This window comes from Flavobacterium sp. LHD-80, from assembly GCF_030929605.1.
Classification (GTDB): domain Bacteria; phylum Bacteroidota; class Bacteroidia; order Flavobacteriales; family Flavobacteriaceae; genus Flavobacterium.
The window spans coordinates 26,204-44,400 of the sequence record NZ_JAVFVS010000011.1; the positions used below are offsets into that span (position 1 = coordinate 26,204).

An 18,197-nucleotide genomic window follows, 5' to 3' on the forward strand; every position below is an offset into this window, starting at 1 on the left:
AGATAAAAGCATAAAAAAACTCCTTAAGAAATTAAGGAGTTTTTTTGTTTTGGCTTCTTTTAGCTTTTTAGTGGGGAGAGCAGGATTCGAACCTGCGAAGTTCACACAGCAGATTTACAGTCTGCCCTCGTTGGCCGCTTGAGTATCTCCCCAAAATTCCGTAGCGCGTAGTTTATACACACTGAGTAAAGCGTAAAAAAAACTCCTTAATTTCTTAAGGAGTTTTTGGTGGGCGATGAGGGGTTCGAACCCCCGACCACTTCCGATTGAAAATCGGAATGCTCTGAACCAGCTGAGCTAATCTTTTTTTCTAATTAATTCTTGGATTTTAATTCTGCTTTTCCAAGACTTGATCTGTAATTCTCTTTTGTGTGCAATTTCTTTTGTTACGTAGTTTTCAATATAAGCAACTTTCCAATCACTTACATTTCCTGTAAAACCTTTGCTTTTTTGATTGTGGCGAGCCAGTCTTTTTTCTAAATTAGAAGTAAATCCAATGTAGAATTTGTTCTTGCTTTCGCTAAATAAAATATAAACTATAAAATTCATAAAAGTATATAAAGCAAAAAACTCCAAAATCATAAGACTTTGGAGTTTTTGGAATTTTGTGGGCGATGAGGGGTTCGAACCCCCGACCCCCTCGGTGTAAACGAGGTGCTCTGAACCAGCTGAGCTAATCGCCCTATTTTACTAGGTTGCTATCGTTTGTGATTGCGAGTGCAAATATACGCTTGTTTTTGAGTTCTGCAAAGAAAACACACTAAAAATTTAAAGTTTTTTTAATGTGTTTTCTATCTTGCTGATGTAGAATTTGTTATAAACGAACTTTTTTTGGTTATTTTTTATTTTGAAAGCGATGGAACGTTTCTATAGATGTAATCACTGTGTTTTCCGGTGAAAGATTTTTCTAATTCATCAAAAAAAGCATCAGCATCTTTCTCATTTGGCCAAGTCGATTTTATAAGTTCGTCTATTTTATCACTTGATTTTTCCAAATCGGCTAAAGAATCGTAGTAAAAAACCTCGAGAAAGTCTGTACTATTAGAACCCCATGAATGTCTCAACGGATAATAAGCTTTTACATAAGGATCTTTAAGCGTGATTTTGTCATTGAATTCTTTTGCTTTTTTTGAATCCCCTTTCATGCTTAGCTGTGATTTTCGCAAATAAACAATCATTGGCTTTTTGGTTTCGTCTTTGTACTCTTTCCTGCCAATAGATGTTACGCTTTGATAAATTTCGTCAGAATGGACAGGTGTGTAGAAAGAATCATACTTTTCAAAAAATGCTTTTCTGGCCTTTTCGTCCGGCCATGCTTTTTTAATTAAATCATCGCTGATTGCGTTTGCTTTTTCAATGTCCTCCCAAGTTCTGTAAACATTGACAAAAGCAATTTCAGTATTATCTTCAGTATAATAATGGGTGATAACTTCAGATCCAATAATAAGATCGTTTTTGCTCGTCACTTTATCAAAGTATTCCTGTTCTGCTGCTTTCCAGTCTTTGGCCTTCAATTTAGAATCCAAATTTCGATGTAAAGTAGTTACCGTAATAAATACGGGTTTTTCCGCGTCTTTTTCCTGCGCGCTGACTTTTGCGCCAATAAGAATCATCAGCAGGATGATCCCTATAGCAAGGGTTTTTCTCTTTTTCATGTTTTAAATTTGTATTGGTTATTAAAAAAACTTAACAAATTTAAAACATTAAAAATCAAGTGGTTAAATAACAGATGTGAATTTTGAGGGGTGTTTTTCCCCTAATTTTAACTTTCTTTATTTAATGGGAGTTCAGCAACAACAAATGTGCTTCCGCCGGCATAAATGAAATCATTTTTTGTAGCGTTTTTCTTTGCATCTAAAAAAGCTTTTTCAACCGAATCGTATTTTTCTCCAATTAAATCATACTTTTTGGCTGTATCTTTCAGAATTTCAGTGCTTAACCCCCTCGAAGAATCGGGTCTGCAGAAATAATAGCGTGCTTTTTTAGGAAAAAGTGGTAAAATAGAATCCAGATCTTTATCGTTTACAACACCTAAAATAATGTGTAAGTTTTCGTAAGTTTCTTTTTGAAGCTGCTTCATAACAACGGCAAGGCCATGCTGATTATGAGCAGTGTCGCAAATGATTTTCGGATTTTCGCCAAGTTGTTGCCACCTGCCTTGCAAACCAGTATTTTTTACAACGCTCAATAATCCTGATTTCAGACTTTCTTCCGAAACTTTAAAATCGGTGGTTTCATTTAAAATCTGAATTGTCTGCTGTACCGTTTTCTTATTATGAAACTGATAATCTCCAATTAAATCCGAAGGGAAAACTTCTGAAATTAAATCCGAAGCAAAATAAATTGGCGCTTTGTTTTCTTTGGCTTTCGCCAAAAATACAGGCTGCGTTTCATTTGTATATTCGCCAATAACAACCGGAACATTTGGTTTAATAATTCCGGCTTTTTCTCCGGCAATTAAAGCAGGCGTATTGCCAAGAAATTGTGTATGATCTAAATCTATATTTGTAATTACCGAAACCAAAGGCGTAATAATATTAGTAGCGTCCAATCGTCCGCCCAAACCAACTTCAATAATAGCAATATCAACTTTTTCCGCAGCAAAATAATCAAAAGCCAAACCAACCGACATTTCGAAGAAACTCATATCATTGGCTTCAAAAAAGCTTTTATGTTTTCCGATAAATTCAATTACAAAATCTTCTGAAATTTCTTTGCCATTTATTCTGATTCGTTCTCTAAAATCTTTTAAGTGCGGCGAAGTGTATAATCCAACTTTATATCCAGCTTCCTGCAAAACCGAAGCCAGCATGTGCGAAGTAGAACCTTTTCCGTTTGTTCCCGCAACATGAATGCACTTTAAATGATCTTGCGGATTATCAAGATGCCCAGCCAGCAATTTAATATTGGTTAAGTCTTCTTTATAAGCCGAAGCGCCCTGAAGCTGATACATTGGAAGCTGATTAAACATCCAGTTTGTGGTCTCTTGATAGTTCATTTATTTGGATAAAATGGTTGTTGATTGAAATAAATTTCGATTTTTGTAGTTTAATATTACAGCGAAAATTATCTTTAGTGCAAATTTCAAAATAATTTTTAGAATTAATCATAAAAACCAGAATTAAAATATGTTTAGCTTCATTCAATTACAAACAGATACCATCGCAAACGCAGCATCTAACGTAGTTATCGAAAAAATCGCTCCAAATAACGAAATCTCAGTTTTAGACTTTATTTTAAAAGGAGGTGTATTCCTTATTCCAATTGCTATTTTATTGTTTTATACTATTTATGTCATTTTTGAGCGTTACATGTACATCAGCAAAGCGTCGCAAATCGATAGCCGATTAATGCAGGATGTGGGCGACAAGTTGAATGCTGGAAATATCGAATTAGCAAGAACTATTGTAGAAAGAAGCAACACTGCTGCCGGAAATATCTTAAAAGAAGGCGTTTTAGTAATTGGAAGACCAATTGCCGAAATCGAATCAAACATGGACCGCGCTGCCGATATTGAAATTGGCGAAATGGAAAAGCATTTAGGCCATCTTGGTCTTATCGCTGGTATTGCGCCAACGCTTGGTTTTATCGGAACAATTTCTGGAGTAATTAAAATTTTCTACAGTATTTCTGTTACAGAAAATATCAGTATCGGAAACATTTCTGGAGGTTTATACGAAAAAATGATCAGTTCAGGTTCTGGATTAATTGTGGGAATTATTGCGTATTCTGCTTACCATTTATTAAACGGAAAAATTGATAATTTCGCCTTGAAAATTCAGAAACAAATATTAGAATTTGTCAATATAATTCAAAGAGCATAAGGTATGTCCATTAAAAGAAAAAGAAGATTTCACGCTGAGGTTGCGACTTCATCATTAAGTGATATTATGTTTTTCCTGCTGTTGTTTTTCTTAATTATCTCAACGCTGGCAAATCCTAATGTGATTAAAATGACGTTGCCAAAAGCCAAAGCAAACGAAAAAACGAATAAACAATTAATCAGTTTATCCGTTACCGAGGATAAAAAATTCTACATTGACAAAGAACCAGTAGATTTTGAAAATCTGGAAACCAGTTTGATGTCTAAAATAGGAACAAACAAAGAACAAACAGTTGTAGTTAGAATTCCGTTTAACCTGCAAGTGCAAGATTTAGTCGATGTTTTGCAGATAGGAGTGAAGAACAATTTGAAGTTTGTAATTGCAACAAGTCCGAAGTAAAATAATAATTAGGGCGTGACCACAATAAAAAAATGGGCTAATCAGCAAAGCGTTGATAGGCCCATTTTTTTATTGCGGTCGGGCTATCCGCGCTACTTCGGTAGCTTGCTTCTATCCCTCACGCGGAAACAAGACGATTTTAGTATTCGAGAAAAAAAGTAATTTCAACACAATCTTGTCATTCCGAGGAACGAGGAATCTCCGCAAGTAGCTCGACAAAGTTTGGATTCTCGTTGCGGAGTTACTTGCGGAGATTCCTCGTTCCTCGGAATGACATACTGGACGAAATAAAACGAAAAAAGGCTTTCTGAAATTTTAAAAAGCCTTTTTTTTATATAGTCAAATTTGTGAGAATCCGTGACTCGAGCCCGAAGGGCGAACAGACGAAGTAAATCCGTGTTTTAATTCAAACTAAAATTATAAATAATCTTACCAACTTGCTTAACTGGAGCATCATTATCCGATTCCCATTTCGTATTCATTGCTGCAATTCTCGCTTGATCTAGTAAACAGCTTGCTGTATTTGTAGTTCCTTTTATTCCGGCAGTTGCACTAATTGTTTTTCCATTTTGATCTACCGTTACTTCAACTACGACTTTTCCTTCTTCATTGCAATTGTATTTTGGTGCCGGTTTCGATAATGCTTTTCTATTTCCTAAAGAATATCCTGAACCACCGCCAGAACCGCCGCCACTTCCGGCTCCGTAACCGCTTCCTGTGCCAATTCCATTTCCGGTTCCGTTACCGCTTCCGGTTCCTCCGCCAGAACCTCCAGATCCATAATAACCTTTAGAGTTCAAGCTTCCGTTTGATTTTCCTTTATTTCCGGCAACTTTATCATCGCCATCTCCACCTTTATTTGAACCTTTCAAAATACTTGACAAAGCATCGTTTGTAGAATTAGAAACTTTCGGTTTTTCAGGAACAGGTTTGGTTTCCGGTTTTGTTACAGGAGCAGGTTTTTTAGGTTTCTCTTTTGCTGGTACCACTACATCTGTTTCATCAGCGGTTGTGTTTTCCTGAGTAACGATTGCTTCTTCTGGAGCCGCTTTTGCAGGAGCTTGTTTTACATTGTTTTTTACATCTAAAACTTCACTTTTATAATTCGCTCCTGAACCTAAATCACTATCGCCAAAATTTATAGTTACGCCACCACCTCCGCCGCCACCATCAGCAAGTGCTACGTTGTTTTCTGGATTATAAGGTGGCCAGAAACGTATAAAAAACAGCAATACTAAAATTGCTGCATATATTGCTGTTGTATAAAGTAGCGATTTCTTTTTATCTGAAGAATCGGTAGAAGCCATTTTGATTCTGAATTTTGTAATTGTATTTATAAAAACGTTTAAAAGTAGTAAAAATTGTTTAGAATGAAAGAGCTATGATGAATTTAACCGCAAAGTACGCTAGGGATTACGCAAGGTTCGCAAAGTCTTTTTATAATGATTTAATTATACTGTTTGTCATTTCGACGAAGGAGAAATCTCCACGAGAAGCTCGACAAAGATTGGATTTTCGTCGCGGAGCTACTCGTGGAGATTTGCTTCGCCTATTCGCTATCGCTCGGGTCTCCTTCGTCGAAATAACATAAAATGGGAGTAAACTTTATAAGCTTTGTGGTTAAATCTAAATAAAAAACGAGCCAAATTTTGGCTCGTCTTATAATAAAGTATAATTAGGATTATACTAATTGTTTCAATGCAATCTCAAAAGCCGTTGCACTAATATTTGTTTTTGATGAACTTAAAGCATGAGCCTTAACAATCGCATTTTTGATAATTTCTGAAGTATCATTAAAAATAGCTTCATCAGTCATTTGAACTTTTTTCTCCATGAAATAAGCAAAAACTCTCGCCATTCCACAGTTTGAAATGAAATCCGGAATCAAACTTACTTTGTGATCCACTTCTTCCATAATTGATCCGAAGAAAATTTCTTTGTCGGCAAAAGGAACATTTGCGCCACACGAAATAACTTCTAATCCGTTTGCAATTAAATCATCAATTTGTGCTTGAGTTACCAATCTTGAAGCTGCACAAGGAGTAAAAATTTCAGCTCCAATTGTCCAGATTTTAGAATTGATTTCTTCAAACGGAATCATATTTTCGGCAACTAATTTATTTCCATCTTTATTTAAAAACAACGTTCTGATTTCTTCAAATGAAAAACCTTCTTCTTTAATCAATCCTCCGTCACGGTCAATAATTCCGATAACTTTTGCGCCCATTTCGGCTAAATAAAAAGCAGCAGCAGATCCAACATTTCCAAAGCCTTGAACGATTGCTTTTTTACCTTTAATTTCACCGCCATAAGTAGCGTAGAAATGGCGAACTGCTTCAGCAACGCCATAACCGGTAATCATATCGGCAACTGTATATTTTCTAGTTACATCTGGAGAGAATTTTGGGTTTTCAATTACTTTGATAACACCTTGACGTAATTGCCCAATTCTATTGATTTTATCAGCTTCCGTTGGTTTGAAATGTCCGTTGAAAACACCTTCCTGCGGGTGCCAAACACCACATTCTTCTGTCATTGGAATTACTTCGTGAATCTCATCAACATTCAAATCTCCTCCAGTTCCGTAATAACTTTTTAATAAAGGTGAAACAGCTTTGTACCAACGCTGTAAAACGCCTTTTTTGCGTGGATCATTTGGGTCAAAATTAATTCCAGATTTAGCGCCTCCAATTGCTGGTCCAGAAACTGAAAATTTAACTTCCATAGTTTTAGCCAAAGATAAAACTTCGTTCATATCTAAGCCTTTTCTCATTCTAGTTCCTCCGCCTGCTGCACCGCCACGAAGTGAATTAATCACAGTCCATCCTTCTGCTTCTGTTTCAGAATCTTTCCAGTTAAACACAATTTCAGGTTCCTTATTTTCAAATTGTTGTAATAAATCTTTCATTTTGTTGAGATATGTTTATTTTGCGTAAAAGTATAAAATAGAATAATGCGAATAATGTATTTTATTGCAAATTTAATGAAAGAAAAAAAAGAAAGCCGAAAACTATAAGGTTTTCGGCTTTCGGAATTCGAATATTTTTAAGGAAATTTGAATTATATTCCTAATAAGTGTTTTTTCAAAGTTTCGTCAACTGGTTTGTCTGAAAGCCAGATTCCGAATAATGCTTGTTTAAAATCAAATCCTGTGATTTTTCCTTTTGGAACATCATTTTTGATTACGTTAACAGTTTGATCAAGCGGATTGTAAAACAAAATAAATACATCTTTTTCTGTTATCGCATCACTCAAATACGTTTTGAACTGCTCAATTCTTGGGCGTAAAGCTTCAAGATTGCTTCCTGCAGATTTTTCAAATCCTGTATTCATTGCTTTTGTCAATTTGTTTGAAGAAACCATAGAAGAAGTGATTTCGATTCTCACAGCCATTTCAGTATCACTATCGATAATGTATTTTGGGTCTTGGCTTAATTGTGATAAATAAAGTGCTTGAACATAAACTTCCAACCACATTTTTGATCTTCCGCCAGCACCATTTAGCTGCATTGTTTTGTTTTGAATTTCAATTTTTCTTGGAACTGTAACGCCGTTCACTTCTAGTTGAGTTTGTGCCGAAACAGTTGAAAATTGCACGCTGAAAATGAATGCAAATAATAGTAAAATCTTTTTCATACTTCTATCGATATTTTTTGTTTTTGGGCAAAAATACTTTTAATTTCTAAATTCTGCCCTCTAAAAATACATGTTTTTTATTAAAGTCGTGTATTTTTTTTAATTGTATATCTTTCATTATCAATTTAGTAAGACTTGTTTTACGTACAAATACTTGTTCCAAAACCGGTTGCGCACTTTTTTGTCTAAATTTTACTAAAACTTTATAAATATTGCCTTTTTGATGTGCAATTATATTCTTAAATTTTAAAGAAATCCTTGAAGTATTGCTGTTAGTTTTTTCAAAATTCCGAATTATTACGAAAACGTTATCGTAATTCTTGCCGATCTATTAATTTTATATGCATGCATTGTTAATTTGACTTTTAACATTTATCTTTGAAAGCCTTTTTTAAGCAGAAAAACATTTTTAAAAACAAAAAATAGTTCCATCAACGAAAGTTTTTCGATTTTGGTTCAAAAAAAACAATAACTAAACAAGACTATGGATTTTAATCTTACCGAAGAACACTTAATGATTCAGCAGGCTGCTAGAGATTTTGCTCAAAACGAATTGCTGCCTGGTGTTATTGAGCGTGACGAAAAACAAATTTTTCCGACAGAACAAGTAAAGAAAATGGGACAATTAGGTTTCATGGGAATGATGGTTGATCCGAAATACGGAGGAAGCGGACTTGATGCTATTTCATACGTAATTGCAATGGAAGAGATTTCTAAAGTTGATGCATCAGCTTCTGTGGTTATGTCGGTGAATAATTCATTGGTTTGCTGGGGTTTACAGGAATTTGGAACGGAAGAACAAAAACAAAAATATTTGCCAGGTTTAGCTTCAGGTGAAATTCACGGAGCTTTTTGCTTAAGTGAGCCAGAAGCTGGAAGTGATGCAACTTCTCAAAAAACAACAGCTGTTGATATGGGAGATCACTATTTGGTGAACGGAACAAAAAACTGGATTACAAACGGAAATACGGCTTCAGTATATTTAGTAATTGCGCAAACGCACCCAGAGAAAAAACATAAAGGAATCAATGCTTTGATTATGACCAAAGATATGCCTGGTTTTTCGATTGGTCCAAAAGAACAAAAAATGGGAATCCGTGGTTCTGATACACACTCTTTGATGTTTAGCGATGTAAAAGTTCCAAAAGAAAACAGAATTGGTGAAGATGGTTTCGGATTCAAATTTGCGATGAAAACTTTAGCTGGAGGAAGAATTGGTATTGCTTCTCAAGCGTTAGGAATTGCTTCTGGAGCTTATGAATTGGCTTTGAAATATTCAAAAGAACGTAAAGCTTTCGGAACAGAAATCTGCAATCATCAGGCAATTGCTTTTAAATTAGCTGACATGGCTGTAAATATCGAAGCAGCGCGTCATTTATGTATGAAAGCGGCTTGGGATAAAGATCAGCACAAAAACTACGACGTGAGTGGTGCAATGGCAAAATTATTTGCTTCGCAAGTAGCAATGGATACTGCTGTTGAAGCGGTACAAATTCATGGCGGAAACGGATATGTGAAAGAATATCATGTTGAACGTATGATGCGTGATGCAAAAATTACTCAGATTTATGAAGGTACATCTGAGATTCAAAAAATCGTAATTTCAAGATCAGTTATCGCAGGATAAATTCGATTTTCAATTCAATAAAAATAAAACCCTTTCAGCTTTTACAGCTTCGAAAGGGTTTTTTTATTATTTTTCAGAAGGCTAATATCAAATCATAAAACCAGTTACTTATGAAAAAACTATTCTTTATTCTTCCGTTTATTTTTTTTGGATGTAAATCGAATACTTCTACTGTAGATGAAGTAACTTATAAAGTTTCTCAAACAGAGGTTTCAGACTTTTTAAAATATCTTTCTTCAGATGAATTAGAAGGACGAGAAACCGGAACAAAAGGAATCGAAAAAGCAGCTGTTTTTTTAGAAGATTTTTTAAAGAAGAATAAAATCAAGCCTTATTTTGAAACTTATCGCGATACACTCACTAATTTTAAATCTCCTGCGTATAATATTGTTGGAGTTCTAGAAGGAACAGATCCAGTTTTAAAAAAGGAATTTGTGGTTTTGAGTGCGCATTATGATCATATTGGCGTGGAGACAAAACAGCAGGCTGATAAAATTAATAATGGTGCCAATGACGATGCTTCGGGTGTAACGGCCGTGGCACAGATGGCTAAATATTTTGCTAAGACAAAATCGAACAAACGTAGTATTTTGGTTGTGTTTTTTGCCGGCGAAGAAAAAGGTTTGCTGGGTTCTAAAAGTTTGGTAGAAAAATTGAAAAAGAAAAAATTTAATTTATATGCACAGCTGAATATCGAAATGATTGGTGTGCCAATGAAACGTGATTATTTAGCTTATGTTACTGGTTTTGATAAATCGAATATGGCACAGAAAATCAATGAATATACAGGAAAAAATACGATTGGTTTCTTGCCGAAAGAAGCAGAGTATAAATTGTTTTACAGATCTGATAATTATTCATTTTTCGAGGCTTTCGGAAAACCTTGCCAATCGATAAGTACTTTTGATTTTGAGAATTTTGATTTTTATCATCACGTTTCAGACGAATTTAAAGTGATGAATATTCCGCATATGACTTCGTTTATCCAGGAATTTTTGCCTGCTGTAACTAAGATTGCTTCTACACCAACAGAAGAAATTACAATGAATTAATAACATCGCTTTTTATTGGATTTGCTTATTTTTGCAGAATGAAAAATATTATTGTTACCGGAACGAGTAGAGGAATTGGTTACGAATTAGCATTGCAATTTGCCAATGCAGGAAATCAGGTTTTAGCGATTTCAAGAAAAATACCGCAAACTTTATTAGAACATCAAAACATTACTTGTCTTTCAATTGATTTGGCAGATGAAAATGCTTTGACCGAAGTAGATCATTTCCTTTCTTCAACATGGAAAAGAGTTGATGCAGTTGTTCATAATGCTGGCGCATTAATTTGGAAACCTTTTGCAGAAACCACTCAAGCTGATTTTGAGAGAATTTATAAAGTAAATGTTTTTGGAGTAGCAAATCTTACCAGAATTTGTCTTCCATATTTACAAAAAGGAAGTCATGTGGTAACTATAAGTTCGATTGGTGGCGTTCGCGGAAGCTTAAAATTTGCTGGTTTGGCCGCTTACAGTTCAAGTAAAGGCGCTGTAATCACTTTAACCGAATTATTAGCTGAGGAATATAAAGAAAAAGGAATTTCGTTTAATGTTCTAGCTTTAGGTTCTGTTCAAACCGAAATGCTTAACGAAGCTTTTCCAGGTTACCAAGCACCAATTTCAGCTGAAGGAATGGCAACTTATATTTATGATTTTACTCTTAACGGAAATAAATATTTTAATGGTAAAGTATTAGAAGTTTCCTCAACAAATCCGTAGTTAATTATAGATTGTCAGGCTGAGCGGAGTCGAAGCCTTTTTTGTTCTTTTAACTAATCGAAAACTCACAACTCACAATTCATAATTATTTTGAGCGACACATTAGCAAAATATATTCCGGAGCACGCAGTAAAGCCTGTTTTTGATTTGATTGTTTCCAATCAAGTTCATTTGAAAATCGTAAATGAGCGCCAGACGCGTCATGGAGATTATCGCAGAGGACCGAGCGGCAAACATGAAATCACGGTTAATGCGAGCTTAAACAAGTATCGTTTTTTGATTACGCTGATTCATGAAATTTCGCATTTGGTGGCATTCGAAAAATTCGGGCGAAATATAAAACCACACGGAAATGAATGGAAATATACTTTTCAACGTTTAATGGTTCCGTTTATTCGTCCAGAAATATTTCCCGGTCAGATTTTGCCTTTACTGGCGAGACATTTTAAAAATCCGTCAGCAAGCAGCGATACTGATACTACTTTGTCATTGGCACTAAAACAATATGACTCAAACAGCGACAAAAATTATGTTTTTGAAATTCCTTACGGAAGTGTTTTCAAAATAAAAAATGGCAAAATATTTAAAAAAATTGCTGTTAGAACCAAACGTTTCGAATGCCTCGAAATAAGCACAGGAAAAACTTATCTGTTTAATCCAAATGCTGAAGTTGAGCTGATAGATTAAAGGTTTAAATATTTCAAAGTAGAAAAATCCAAATTCAATTTTATATGAAATTGCAATTTGGATTTTTTTATTGGGATTTGTAATAAGAAATTTAATATTAATTTTAAATACAACTCGCTCTACAATTGTAGAATTGTAATATCTTTACAAAAAACATCTTTATGAAAAATACAGTAATTTTATTTGCGTTATTATTTTCATTGGTTTCCTGCGACAAGGATCCTGTATTAATTAAATCAGGAATTGAAACTAAAGTGAGCGGAAAGGTCACTGATAATCACGATGCACCAATTTCAAATTTAATTGTAAAAGTTGGAGAATATAAAGTGACAAACACTGGCTCCTATATTATGTCTTATGAAGATCATGAGTTTGTAAAATGGGTTGATTCGACATATACGGATAGTAACGGGAACTATGATTTTGTTTTTAAAACAAGCGGTAAAGGAAATTTTTATAATTTATTGATAGGTAAAAAAGTAAAGCCACATGAAACTCCAGTTATCTTTGGAGAATTTTATGTTCGTATTACTGAGGATCCAAATGATATGAGATTTATTGGGAAACAATTTGAGTTTAGTACAAATGATTTAATTCGATTGTATCCATGCCGAGTAACATTTAAGCTCAATAATGTTGAAACTTTTCCTGTACAAATTATGCATGAATATACACATGCATCCAATTTAACTGATCTTACTGCTAATGGAACTTCTGAGCAAACGATATACATACAGCGTTACAATAAAGAAAAAGTTACTTTGTCAAGGATGAAAAATGGACTCAGACAGACGGCATCATATGAGTTTCCCGCAAGTAATGCAGCAGAAATAACATATCAAACAATAACAGTTTTAGAAACGGATTTTAAAGATATAAAATAATCAAGTATCAAAAAAAAGTCCCAAATTCCATCATTGTCAAAATTGGAATTTGGGATTTTTTTGTTGAAGTCTTTTTTGAGATATTTAATATTAGCTTAATGTAGAAATTTTCTTAGTATTTATTAAATTATTGCATCTTTGAAAAAATCGTTTTTTATGAATAGAACATTACTTTGGATATTTTTAGCATTCGTTTTCTCAAATTCTGTTTCAGGGCAAGAGGCTTCAAATTTGGAAAAAGAAGAAAAAACAAATCCGATTATATATTTTGAAGGTTTTGGTGGATTTGCTGTTGCAAGAAATATTGGTCTTGCCGGTGGCGCAGAATTAAATTATCAAACAGGAAAAAATCTTTTTAGTTTTAGATATACAAATGCAGTTGGGTATACTCAGAAAGAAGAGAATTATATTGTACCAGCTTTTGATAAAGAAGAAGATCTTAATGAAGTTGCTTTAATGTATGGTAGACGATGGTTAAAAGAAAATCATTCTTATAGTATTTCTGCCGGTTTAAATTATTCTAGTATTGATTTGATAAACAGGGATTTTGACGGCAATCGCAATTCAAATAATAAATATTTTTATGGTGTCCCTTTTGAAGCAAATTACAAGAGATTTTATTCAAAAAGAAGAACCAATTTGATCTTCAATATGATGATTCCAAGTGTTGGGTTTAAACTTTTTGGTTCTATAGCCAAATACAGTTTTGTTGGAGTAGGAGTTACGCTGGGATTTGGACTTCCTAAAGATTATAAATAGTTGAGATATAAAATTTAAATAAAAAAATTCCAAATTCTAATTTTAGTAAAATTGGAATTTGGAATTTTTTATATTGAAATTTAAAAGGCGATTAACCTTTCAAATAAGCTTCTCTTACTTTTTTAAACAGATTTGAAGAGTAAACAAATTTGACAATATCTTTATTGTCAGTTCTAAAGATTTCTTCTTTAGTTCCTTGCCAAGCTTTTAATCCTTTTTTTAAGAAAACAATATTCTCGCCAATTTCCATTACCGAGTTCATATCGTGGGTGTTAATTACAGTTGTAATGTTGTATTCTTTAGTGATTTCCTGAATCAAATTATCGATCAAAGTTGAGGTATTTGGATCTAAACCCGAGTTAGGTTCGTCACAAAATAAATATTTCGGATTGTTTACAATCGCGCGCGCAATCGCAACACGTTTCTGCATTCCTCCTGAAATTTCTGAAGGAAGTTTTTTATGCGCATCAACAAGGTTTACTCTTTCTAAAACAAAATCAACACGTTCTTTAATTTTGGCTTTGTTGTCGTTGGTAAACATTTTTAAAGGGAAAGCTACGTTTTCTTCAACTGTCATCGAGTCGAATAAAGCACTTCCTTGAAAAACCATTCCAATCTCCGTTCTCAATTCTCTTTTTTCATCCGGATTTAATTCAGAATAAATTCTTCCGTCAAATTCAATTGTTCCAGAGTCTGGCGTATGAATTCCGAGTAACGTTTTTAATAAAACTGTTTTCCCAGATCCACTTTGTCCAATAATCAGATTGGTTTTTCCAGTTTCAAAAACGGTCGAAACACCTTTTAGAACTTTGCTGTCCCCAAATGATTTTACTACATTTTTTACTTCTATCATGATCCTAATAACAATTGGGTTAATATGTAATTGAAAAGAATGATGGATACCGATGTCCAAACAAACGAAACCGTACTGGCTTTACCAACTTCTAGCGCGCCACCTTTCATATAGTAACCATGGAAAGAAGGAATTGTTGCTAACAACATAGCAAAGATTAAGGTTTTGATAAAAGCATAGGTGATGTGAAACGGAATAAAATCCATTTGTGCTCCGGCAATAAAAGCGTCGCTCGTTGTGAATCCGCCGTAAACTCCAGCTAGCCATCCTCCAAAAATTCCTAAAAACATACTGATTCCGATAACGAATGGATACAATAGTAAAGCAATAATTTTAGGGAAAACCAAATAGTTAAGTGAATTTACTCCCATAACTTCCAATGCGTCAATTTGCTCAGTTACACGCATCGTTCCAATACTTGAAGTGATAAATGAGCCCATTTTTCCGGCCATAATTACCGAAATAAAAGTAGGAGCAAACTCTAAAATCACAGATTGACGAGTTGCAAAACCAATTAAATATTTTGGAATTAACGGATTTGTTAAGTTTAATGCAGTTTGAATGGCAACAACACCTCCAACGAAGAATGAGATGAAGCAAACGATACCAAGAGAGTCAATAATTAAATCATCAATTTCCTTGAAAATCAAATTTTTCATGACAGGCCATTTGGTCTGTTTATTGAAAATTTCCTTTAGCATTAAAAAATATCTTCCTATTTGAGATAGGTAACGAATTAGCATCATAGTTTTTGAAATATTGGCTAAATTAAGGATTAGTTTACAGTTTACAGTTTCAGTTTACAGTTTTTTAATTTTTTTAAGATTAAAAAAGCTTCTGTTTCATTTTTTGTAAACGATAATTTCTAATAAATTTAGCTTGTTCAGGAGTTACTAATAAAGGAGTTTTGGCGCTTTTAGCTTTGATGAATCCTTTGATATAGTCTAAAAATAGAAATGGTTTTTTCTTCATCATCGCCAGTTTTGCCGATGCAATTGCGGTGATCCAAAAACCATAACCTAAAGTGTAAAAAGCTTCGCCTTGTTTGTAACGAGCTGTTTTGTTGTAATTTGCGCCGGTTGGTTTTAAATGTTTTACGTGTAAAGATTCATCGGTTACAATTTTCCAATCGTAATATTTACACAATAATTCATCAACAGTATCCCAACCCATTGCAGGTTTTAAACCACCAATTTGTTTATATGTTGCTGCGCGATACGCTTTTAATGCACCACGAATGTGATCTTTATCAGTAAGGTTTTCTAAAACCCATTCGCCGTTTTTATCGATATAACAAAATCCGCCAACCATACCAACTTTTGGATCAGATTCGAAATGTTTGATTATGGTTTCGAAATAATTTGGAGGAAAAATTAAATCACCGTCAATCTTTACAATAATATCGTAATCAGAATCTAAAGTTTCAAATCCTTTCTGGAATGCCTGAATTACTTTGCTTCCCGGCATATGAATCGCATCTGAAGTTTTGTTTACAACAGAAATGTACGGATTTTCTTTTGCAAAACTTAAAACAACTTCTTCTGTTTTATCGGTCGAATTGTCATTTACAACCACCACTTTTGAAGGCAAAACAGTTTGTGAAACTAGAGATTGTAAGGTCAGGCCAATTAAATCTTGCTCATTGTGCGCGGGAATAACGATGTAATATCTCATGTAAAAAATTTTAGATTTTAGATTTTAGATTTTAGATTATTTGGAAGTCATCTAAAAATCAAAAATCAAAAATCGTTAATCTGCAATCTTAATTCTTAACTTTTTCAGCCACAACAATATAATATCTCGGAGTGAAATATCTTAATAAAGGTCTGAATCCAAACTTTTTTACGGGATGTGTAAATTGCAGACGATCTGTAATTTTCCAGCCTGTTTTTTCTAAAAGCCAGTCCAATTGCCAGTCTTCAAATTCGTGGTAATGTCTGTCCCACATGTCAGTTTTAGAACGATATGCTGGAGAAAACCATAAACGCAACGGAATTGAAATTAACAATTTATCACATTTTACATTTTCTAGAATGGTGTATGGATTTAGTAAATGTTCGAAAATTTCAAATGCAGTAAAAACAGTATAATCTTCAGTTTGTAGCGCCGTTTGATCGTTATCTAAATCTTCGCCTTTTGTGTTTTTTACGGTATAACCATTCTCTTCCATTATTTTAGAAAACGGATTTGGCACACCAAAATCAAAAATAGTTTCAGATGTGCTAACGTGCTTTTGTAAAAACTCTAAAGTAAGTTTGAATCTTTTATTCGGAAACGTTTTTTCGTACATAGTCGTTGCGAACGAATCAATCTCTCGTTCTTGAATTTAATTAGGTCGCAAATATACTAAAAAGTCCGCATCTTACCAGTGCGGACTTTTTTAGTTTTCAGTCTCAGTCACAGTTTACAGTTAGCTAATTGTAAACTGTGACTGTAAACTGCGACTAATATCGGTAAACAAAAGCATTAATGTTCATTCCCGCTCCAACCGATGCAAAAATAACCACATCGCCTTTGTTGATTTCGTGATTTTCAATTTTCCCTTGAAGAATTAAATCGTATAAAGTTGGAACAGTTGCAACACTGCTGTTTCCTAAATCGTGAATACTCATTGGCATGATATCTTTAGGTGCAGTTTTGTCGTATAATTTGTAGAAACGTTCGATAATCGCTTCGTCCATTTTTTCGTTTGCTTGGTGAATAAGGATTTTTTTCACTTCATCGATGCCAATACCGCTTTTGTCTAAACAGCTTTTCATCGCGCAAGGAACATTACTTAATGCAAACTCGTAAATTTTACGACCATACATTTTAATGTATTTAATATCTGGATCTAAATCTGGATTGTATGATTTTCCAAAATATAGGTAATTTGCTTCATCATTTGCAAAAGTGGCGCTTTCATAAGATAAAAGCCCAGCTTCGTCTGTTGAAGCTTCTAAAATAGAAACTCCCGCTCCATCAGAATAAATCATTGAATCACGATCGTGATCGTCAACAACTCTCGAAAGCGTTTCGGCACCAATTACCATCACTCTTTTTGCCATTCCAGATTTGATGAAAGCATTTGCTTGAAGCACACCTTCAATCCAGCCCGGACAACCAAAAAGAATATCGTAAGCCACGCATTTAGGATTTTTGATTCCTAATTTGTTTTTAACACGAGTGGCTAAACTTGGTAAAATATCTGTTTGATGTGTTCCTGTTTTTACATCACCAAAATTATGAGCAAAAATAATGTAGTCTAAAGTTTCGGCATCGATTCCTGCATTTGTAATTGCTTTTTCGGTGGCAAAAAATGCTAAATCAGACGCTGTATATTGTGGTTCGGCATAACGGCGGTTTTGAATTCCGGTAATACCTTTAAATTTTTTTATAACAACTTCATTCGGGTAACCAAAAGGAGTTCCATCTTCATTCAAAAAAATATGTTTGTCAAAGTCTGTGTTTTTTACTTCTAAATTAGGAATATAACTCCCAATGCCAATGATTTTTATTTTCATTTTTCCTTTAATTATCCGATAAATTTATTGCTAAAGTATAAATAAAATCATGATAACTATCATAAAAAATACTATGCATGCATATAATTGTGAAATAACAATTTTTTGGATGATATAATGGTTATTTTCTAATGATTTTTTAATTTTTCCGAGATTTCAAACGTTTGAGATTGCTTTTGGAACGTATTTTTATTCTGTCTCAATATTTGAAAGTGTTATAAAAAGCACTTAAAGTTTTAAGAATGTTATAAAAAAAC

At 33.9% G+C, this 18,197-nt stretch carries 19 protein-coding genes and 2 tRNA genes; 8 read left to right on the forward strand and 13 right to left on the reverse strand.

All coding sequences use genetic code 11. From position 1 onward, the window contains the following. Positions 1 to 71: 71 nt before the first annotated feature. The 5 genes from RB619_RS14890 to RB619_RS14910 all read right to left on the reverse strand — a co-directional run bounded on the left by RB619_RS14890 (position 72) and on the right by RB619_RS14910 (position 2,998). Positions 72 to 152: transfer RNA gene (locus tag RB619_RS14890), tRNA-Tyr, on the reverse strand. A gap of 145 nt (positions 153 to 297) precedes the next feature. Beyond that, positions 298 to 582 (reverse strand): GIY-YIG nuclease family protein, encoded by a 285-nt coding sequence (locus RB619_RS14895; protein WP_308098827.1) that lies wholly within the window; start codon positions 580 to 582, stop codon positions 298 to 300. Positions 583 to 608: 26 nt separating this feature from the next. Next, positions 609 to 683: transfer RNA gene (locus tag RB619_RS14900), tRNA-Val, on the reverse strand. 159 nt (positions 684 to 842) lie between these two features. Beyond that, positions 843 to 1,655, reverse strand: coding sequence for a hypothetical protein (locus RB619_RS14905; protein ID WP_308098829.1), 813 nt, complete (start codon positions 1,653 to 1,655; stop codon positions 843 to 845). Positions 1,656 to 1,762: 107 nt separating this feature from the next. Continuing rightward, positions 1,763 to 2,998, reverse strand: a complete 1,236-nt coding sequence (locus tag RB619_RS14910; RefSeq protein ID WP_308098831.1) for a folylpolyglutamate synthase/dihydrofolate synthase family protein — start codon at positions 2,996 to 2,998, stop codon at positions 1,763 to 1,765. Between the two features lie 130 nt (positions 2,999 to 3,128). On the opposite strand from RB619_RS14910, the gene RB619_RS14915 reads away from it, so the two are divergent. Both RB619_RS14915 and RB619_RS14920 read left to right on the forward strand, forming a co-directional pair. Beyond that, entirely contained in the window at positions 3,129 to 3,824 is a 696-nt protein-coding gene (locus tag RB619_RS14915; protein WP_308098833.1) for a MotA/TolQ/ExbB proton channel family protein, read from the forward strand. Between the two features lie 3 nt (positions 3,825 to 3,827). Continuing rightward, entirely contained in the window at positions 3,828 to 4,223 is a 396-nt protein-coding gene (locus tag RB619_RS14920; RefSeq protein ID WP_115889911.1) for a biopolymer transporter ExbD, read from the forward strand. Between the two features lie 401 nt (positions 4,224 to 4,624). Here the strand turns inward: RB619_RS14920 and RB619_RS14925 are convergent, their stop codons facing one another. The 3 genes from RB619_RS14925 to RB619_RS14935 all read right to left on the reverse strand — a co-directional run bounded on the left by RB619_RS14925 (position 4,625) and on the right by RB619_RS14935 (position 7,859). Beyond that, entirely contained in the window at positions 4,625 to 5,530 is a 906-nt protein-coding gene (locus RB619_RS14925) for an energy transducer TonB (RefSeq protein WP_308098836.1), read from the reverse strand. Between the two features lie 374 nt (positions 5,531 to 5,904). After that, a complete protein-coding gene (locus RB619_RS14930; protein ID WP_308098838.1) occupies positions 5,905 to 7,131 on the reverse strand; it encodes a Glu/Leu/Phe/Val dehydrogenase dimerization domain-containing protein in 1,227 nt (408 codons plus the stop codon). A 152-nt stretch (positions 7,132 to 7,283) separates the two neighbouring features. After that, entirely contained in the window at positions 7,284 to 7,859 is a 576-nt protein-coding gene (locus RB619_RS14935) for a chalcone isomerase family protein (RefSeq protein WP_308098844.1), read from the reverse strand. Positions 7,860 to 8,343: 484 nt separating this feature from the next. On the opposite strand from RB619_RS14935, the gene RB619_RS14940 reads away from it, so the two are divergent. From RB619_RS14940 to RB619_RS14965, 6 genes are all read left to right on the forward strand, one after another. Next, positions 8,344 to 9,486: an acyl-CoA dehydrogenase gene (locus tag RB619_RS14940; protein WP_142452053.1), complete on the forward strand. Its 1,143-nt coding sequence runs from the start codon at positions 8,344 to 8,346 to the stop codon at positions 9,484 to 9,486. Positions 9,487 to 9,596: 110 nt separating this feature from the next. Beyond that, a complete protein-coding gene (locus RB619_RS14945) occupies positions 9,597 to 10,538 on the forward strand; it encodes a M20/M25/M40 family metallo-hydrolase (RefSeq protein WP_308098848.1) in 942 nt (313 codons plus the stop codon). A 38-nt stretch (positions 10,539 to 10,576) separates the two neighbouring features. After that, the gene (locus RB619_RS14950) at positions 10,577 to 11,254 is read left to right on the forward strand and encodes an SDR family NAD(P)-dependent oxidoreductase (protein WP_308098850.1); all 678 of its coding nucleotides are present in this window, start codon (positions 10,577 to 10,579) and stop codon (positions 11,252 to 11,254) included. 90 nt (positions 11,255 to 11,344) lie between these two features. Further along, positions 11,345 to 11,941 (forward strand): SprT-like domain-containing protein, encoded by a 597-nt coding sequence (locus tag RB619_RS14955; RefSeq protein WP_308098852.1) that lies wholly within the window; start codon positions 11,345 to 11,347, stop codon positions 11,939 to 11,941. A gap of 161 nt (positions 11,942 to 12,102) precedes the next feature. Continuing rightward, positions 12,103 to 12,825 (forward strand): hypothetical protein, encoded by a 723-nt coding sequence (locus tag RB619_RS14960; protein ID WP_308098854.1) that lies wholly within the window; start codon positions 12,103 to 12,105, stop codon positions 12,823 to 12,825. A gap of 156 nt (positions 12,826 to 12,981) precedes the next feature. Next, positions 12,982 to 13,584 carry a hypothetical protein gene (locus RB619_RS14965; protein ID WP_308098856.1) on the forward strand — a complete coding sequence of 201 codons (603 nt, stop codon included), beginning with the start codon at positions 12,982 to 12,984 and terminating at the stop codon, positions 13,582 to 13,584. Positions 13,585 to 13,675: 91 nt separating this feature from the next. Here RB619_RS14965 and RB619_RS14970 read toward each other — a convergent pair whose 3' ends face one another. From RB619_RS14970 to RB619_RS14990, 5 genes are all read right to left on the reverse strand, one after another. After that, positions 13,676 to 14,437, reverse strand: a complete 762-nt coding sequence (locus RB619_RS14970; RefSeq protein WP_308098858.1) for an ATP-binding cassette domain-containing protein — start codon at positions 14,435 to 14,437, stop codon at positions 13,676 to 13,678. After that, on the reverse strand, positions 14,434 to 15,183 hold the full coding sequence (locus RB619_RS14975) for an ABC transporter permease (protein ID WP_133525568.1): 750 nt from the start codon (positions 15,181 to 15,183) through the stop codon (positions 14,434 to 14,436). Before RB619_RS14975 ends, RB619_RS14970 begins: the two co-directional genes overlap by 4 nt. Before the next feature lie 79 nt (positions 15,184 to 15,262). Beyond that, positions 15,263 to 16,111 (reverse strand): glycosyltransferase family A protein, encoded by an 849-nt coding sequence (locus RB619_RS14980; protein WP_308098863.1) that lies wholly within the window; start codon positions 16,109 to 16,111, stop codon positions 15,263 to 15,265. Between the two features lie 88 nt (positions 16,112 to 16,199). After that, positions 16,200 to 16,727, reverse strand: a complete 528-nt coding sequence (locus RB619_RS14985; protein ID WP_308098867.1) for a methyltransferase — start codon at positions 16,725 to 16,727, stop codon at positions 16,200 to 16,202. A gap of 154 nt (positions 16,728 to 16,881) precedes the next feature. Next, a complete protein-coding gene (locus tag RB619_RS14990; RefSeq protein ID WP_308098869.1) occupies positions 16,882 to 17,940 on the reverse strand; it encodes a ketoacyl-ACP synthase III in 1,059 nt (352 codons plus the stop codon). Positions 17,941 to 18,197 lie beyond the last annotated feature (257 nt).

Bases quoted from the DNA above. Each gene is read 5' to 3' on its own strand.
- RB619_RS14895 (WP_308098827.1), bottom strand. From the start codon at position 582: ATGATTTTGGAGTTTTTTGCTTTATATACTTTTATGAATTTTATAGTT.
- RB619_RS14905 (WP_308098829.1), bottom strand. From the start codon at position 1,655: ATGAAAAAGAGAAAAACCCTTGCTATAGGGATCATCCTGCTGATGATT.
- RB619_RS14910 (WP_308098831.1), bottom strand. From the start codon at position 2,998: ATGAACTATCAAGAGACCACAAACTGGATGTTTAATCAGCTTCCAATG.
- RB619_RS14915 (WP_308098833.1), top strand. From the start codon at position 3,129: ATGTTTAGCTTCATTCAATTACAAACAGATACCATCGCAAACGCAGCA.
- RB619_RS14920 (WP_115889911.1), top strand. From the start codon at position 3,828: ATGTCCATTAAAAGAAAAAGAAGATTTCACGCTGAGGTTGCGACTTCA.
- RB619_RS14925 (WP_308098836.1), bottom strand. From the start codon at position 5,530: ATGGCTTCTACCGATTCTTCAGATAAAAAGAAATCGCTACTTTATACA.
- RB619_RS14930 (WP_308098838.1), bottom strand. From the start codon at position 7,131: ATGAAAGATTTATTACAACAATTTGAAAATAAGGAACCTGAAATTGTG.
- RB619_RS14935 (WP_308098844.1), bottom strand. From the start codon at position 7,859: ATGAAAAAGATTTTACTATTATTTGCATTCATTTTCAGCGTGCAATTT.
- RB619_RS14940 (WP_142452053.1), top strand. From the start codon at position 8,344: ATGGATTTTAATCTTACCGAAGAACACTTAATGATTCAGCAGGCTGCT.
- RB619_RS14945 (WP_308098848.1), top strand. From the start codon at position 9,597: ATGAAAAAACTATTCTTTATTCTTCCGTTTATTTTTTTTGGATGTAAA.
- RB619_RS14950 (WP_308098850.1), top strand. From the start codon at position 10,577: ATGAAAAATATTATTGTTACCGGAACGAGTAGAGGAATTGGTTACGAA.
- RB619_RS14960 (WP_308098854.1), top strand. From the start codon at position 12,103: ATGAAAAATACAGTAATTTTATTTGCGTTATTATTTTCATTGGTTTCC.
- RB619_RS14965 (WP_308098856.1), top strand. From the start codon at position 12,982: ATGAATAGAACATTACTTTGGATATTTTTAGCATTCGTTTTCTCAAAT.
- RB619_RS14970 (WP_308098858.1), bottom strand. From the start codon at position 14,437: ATGATAGAAGTAAAAAATGTAGTAAAATCATTTGGGGACAGCAAAGTT.
- RB619_RS14975 (WP_133525568.1), bottom strand. From the start codon at position 15,183: ATGATGCTAATTCGTTACCTATCTCAAATAGGAAGATATTTTTTAATG.
- RB619_RS14980 (WP_308098863.1), bottom strand. From the start codon at position 16,111: ATGAGATATTACATCGTTATTCCCGCGCACAATGAGCAAGATTTAATT.
- RB619_RS14985 (WP_308098867.1), bottom strand. From the start codon at position 16,727: ATGTACGAAAAAACGTTTCCGAATAAAAGATTCAAACTTACTTTAGAG.
- RB619_RS14990 (WP_308098869.1), bottom strand. From the start codon at position 17,940: ATGAAAATAAAAATCATTGGCATTGGGAGTTATATTCCTAATTTAGAA.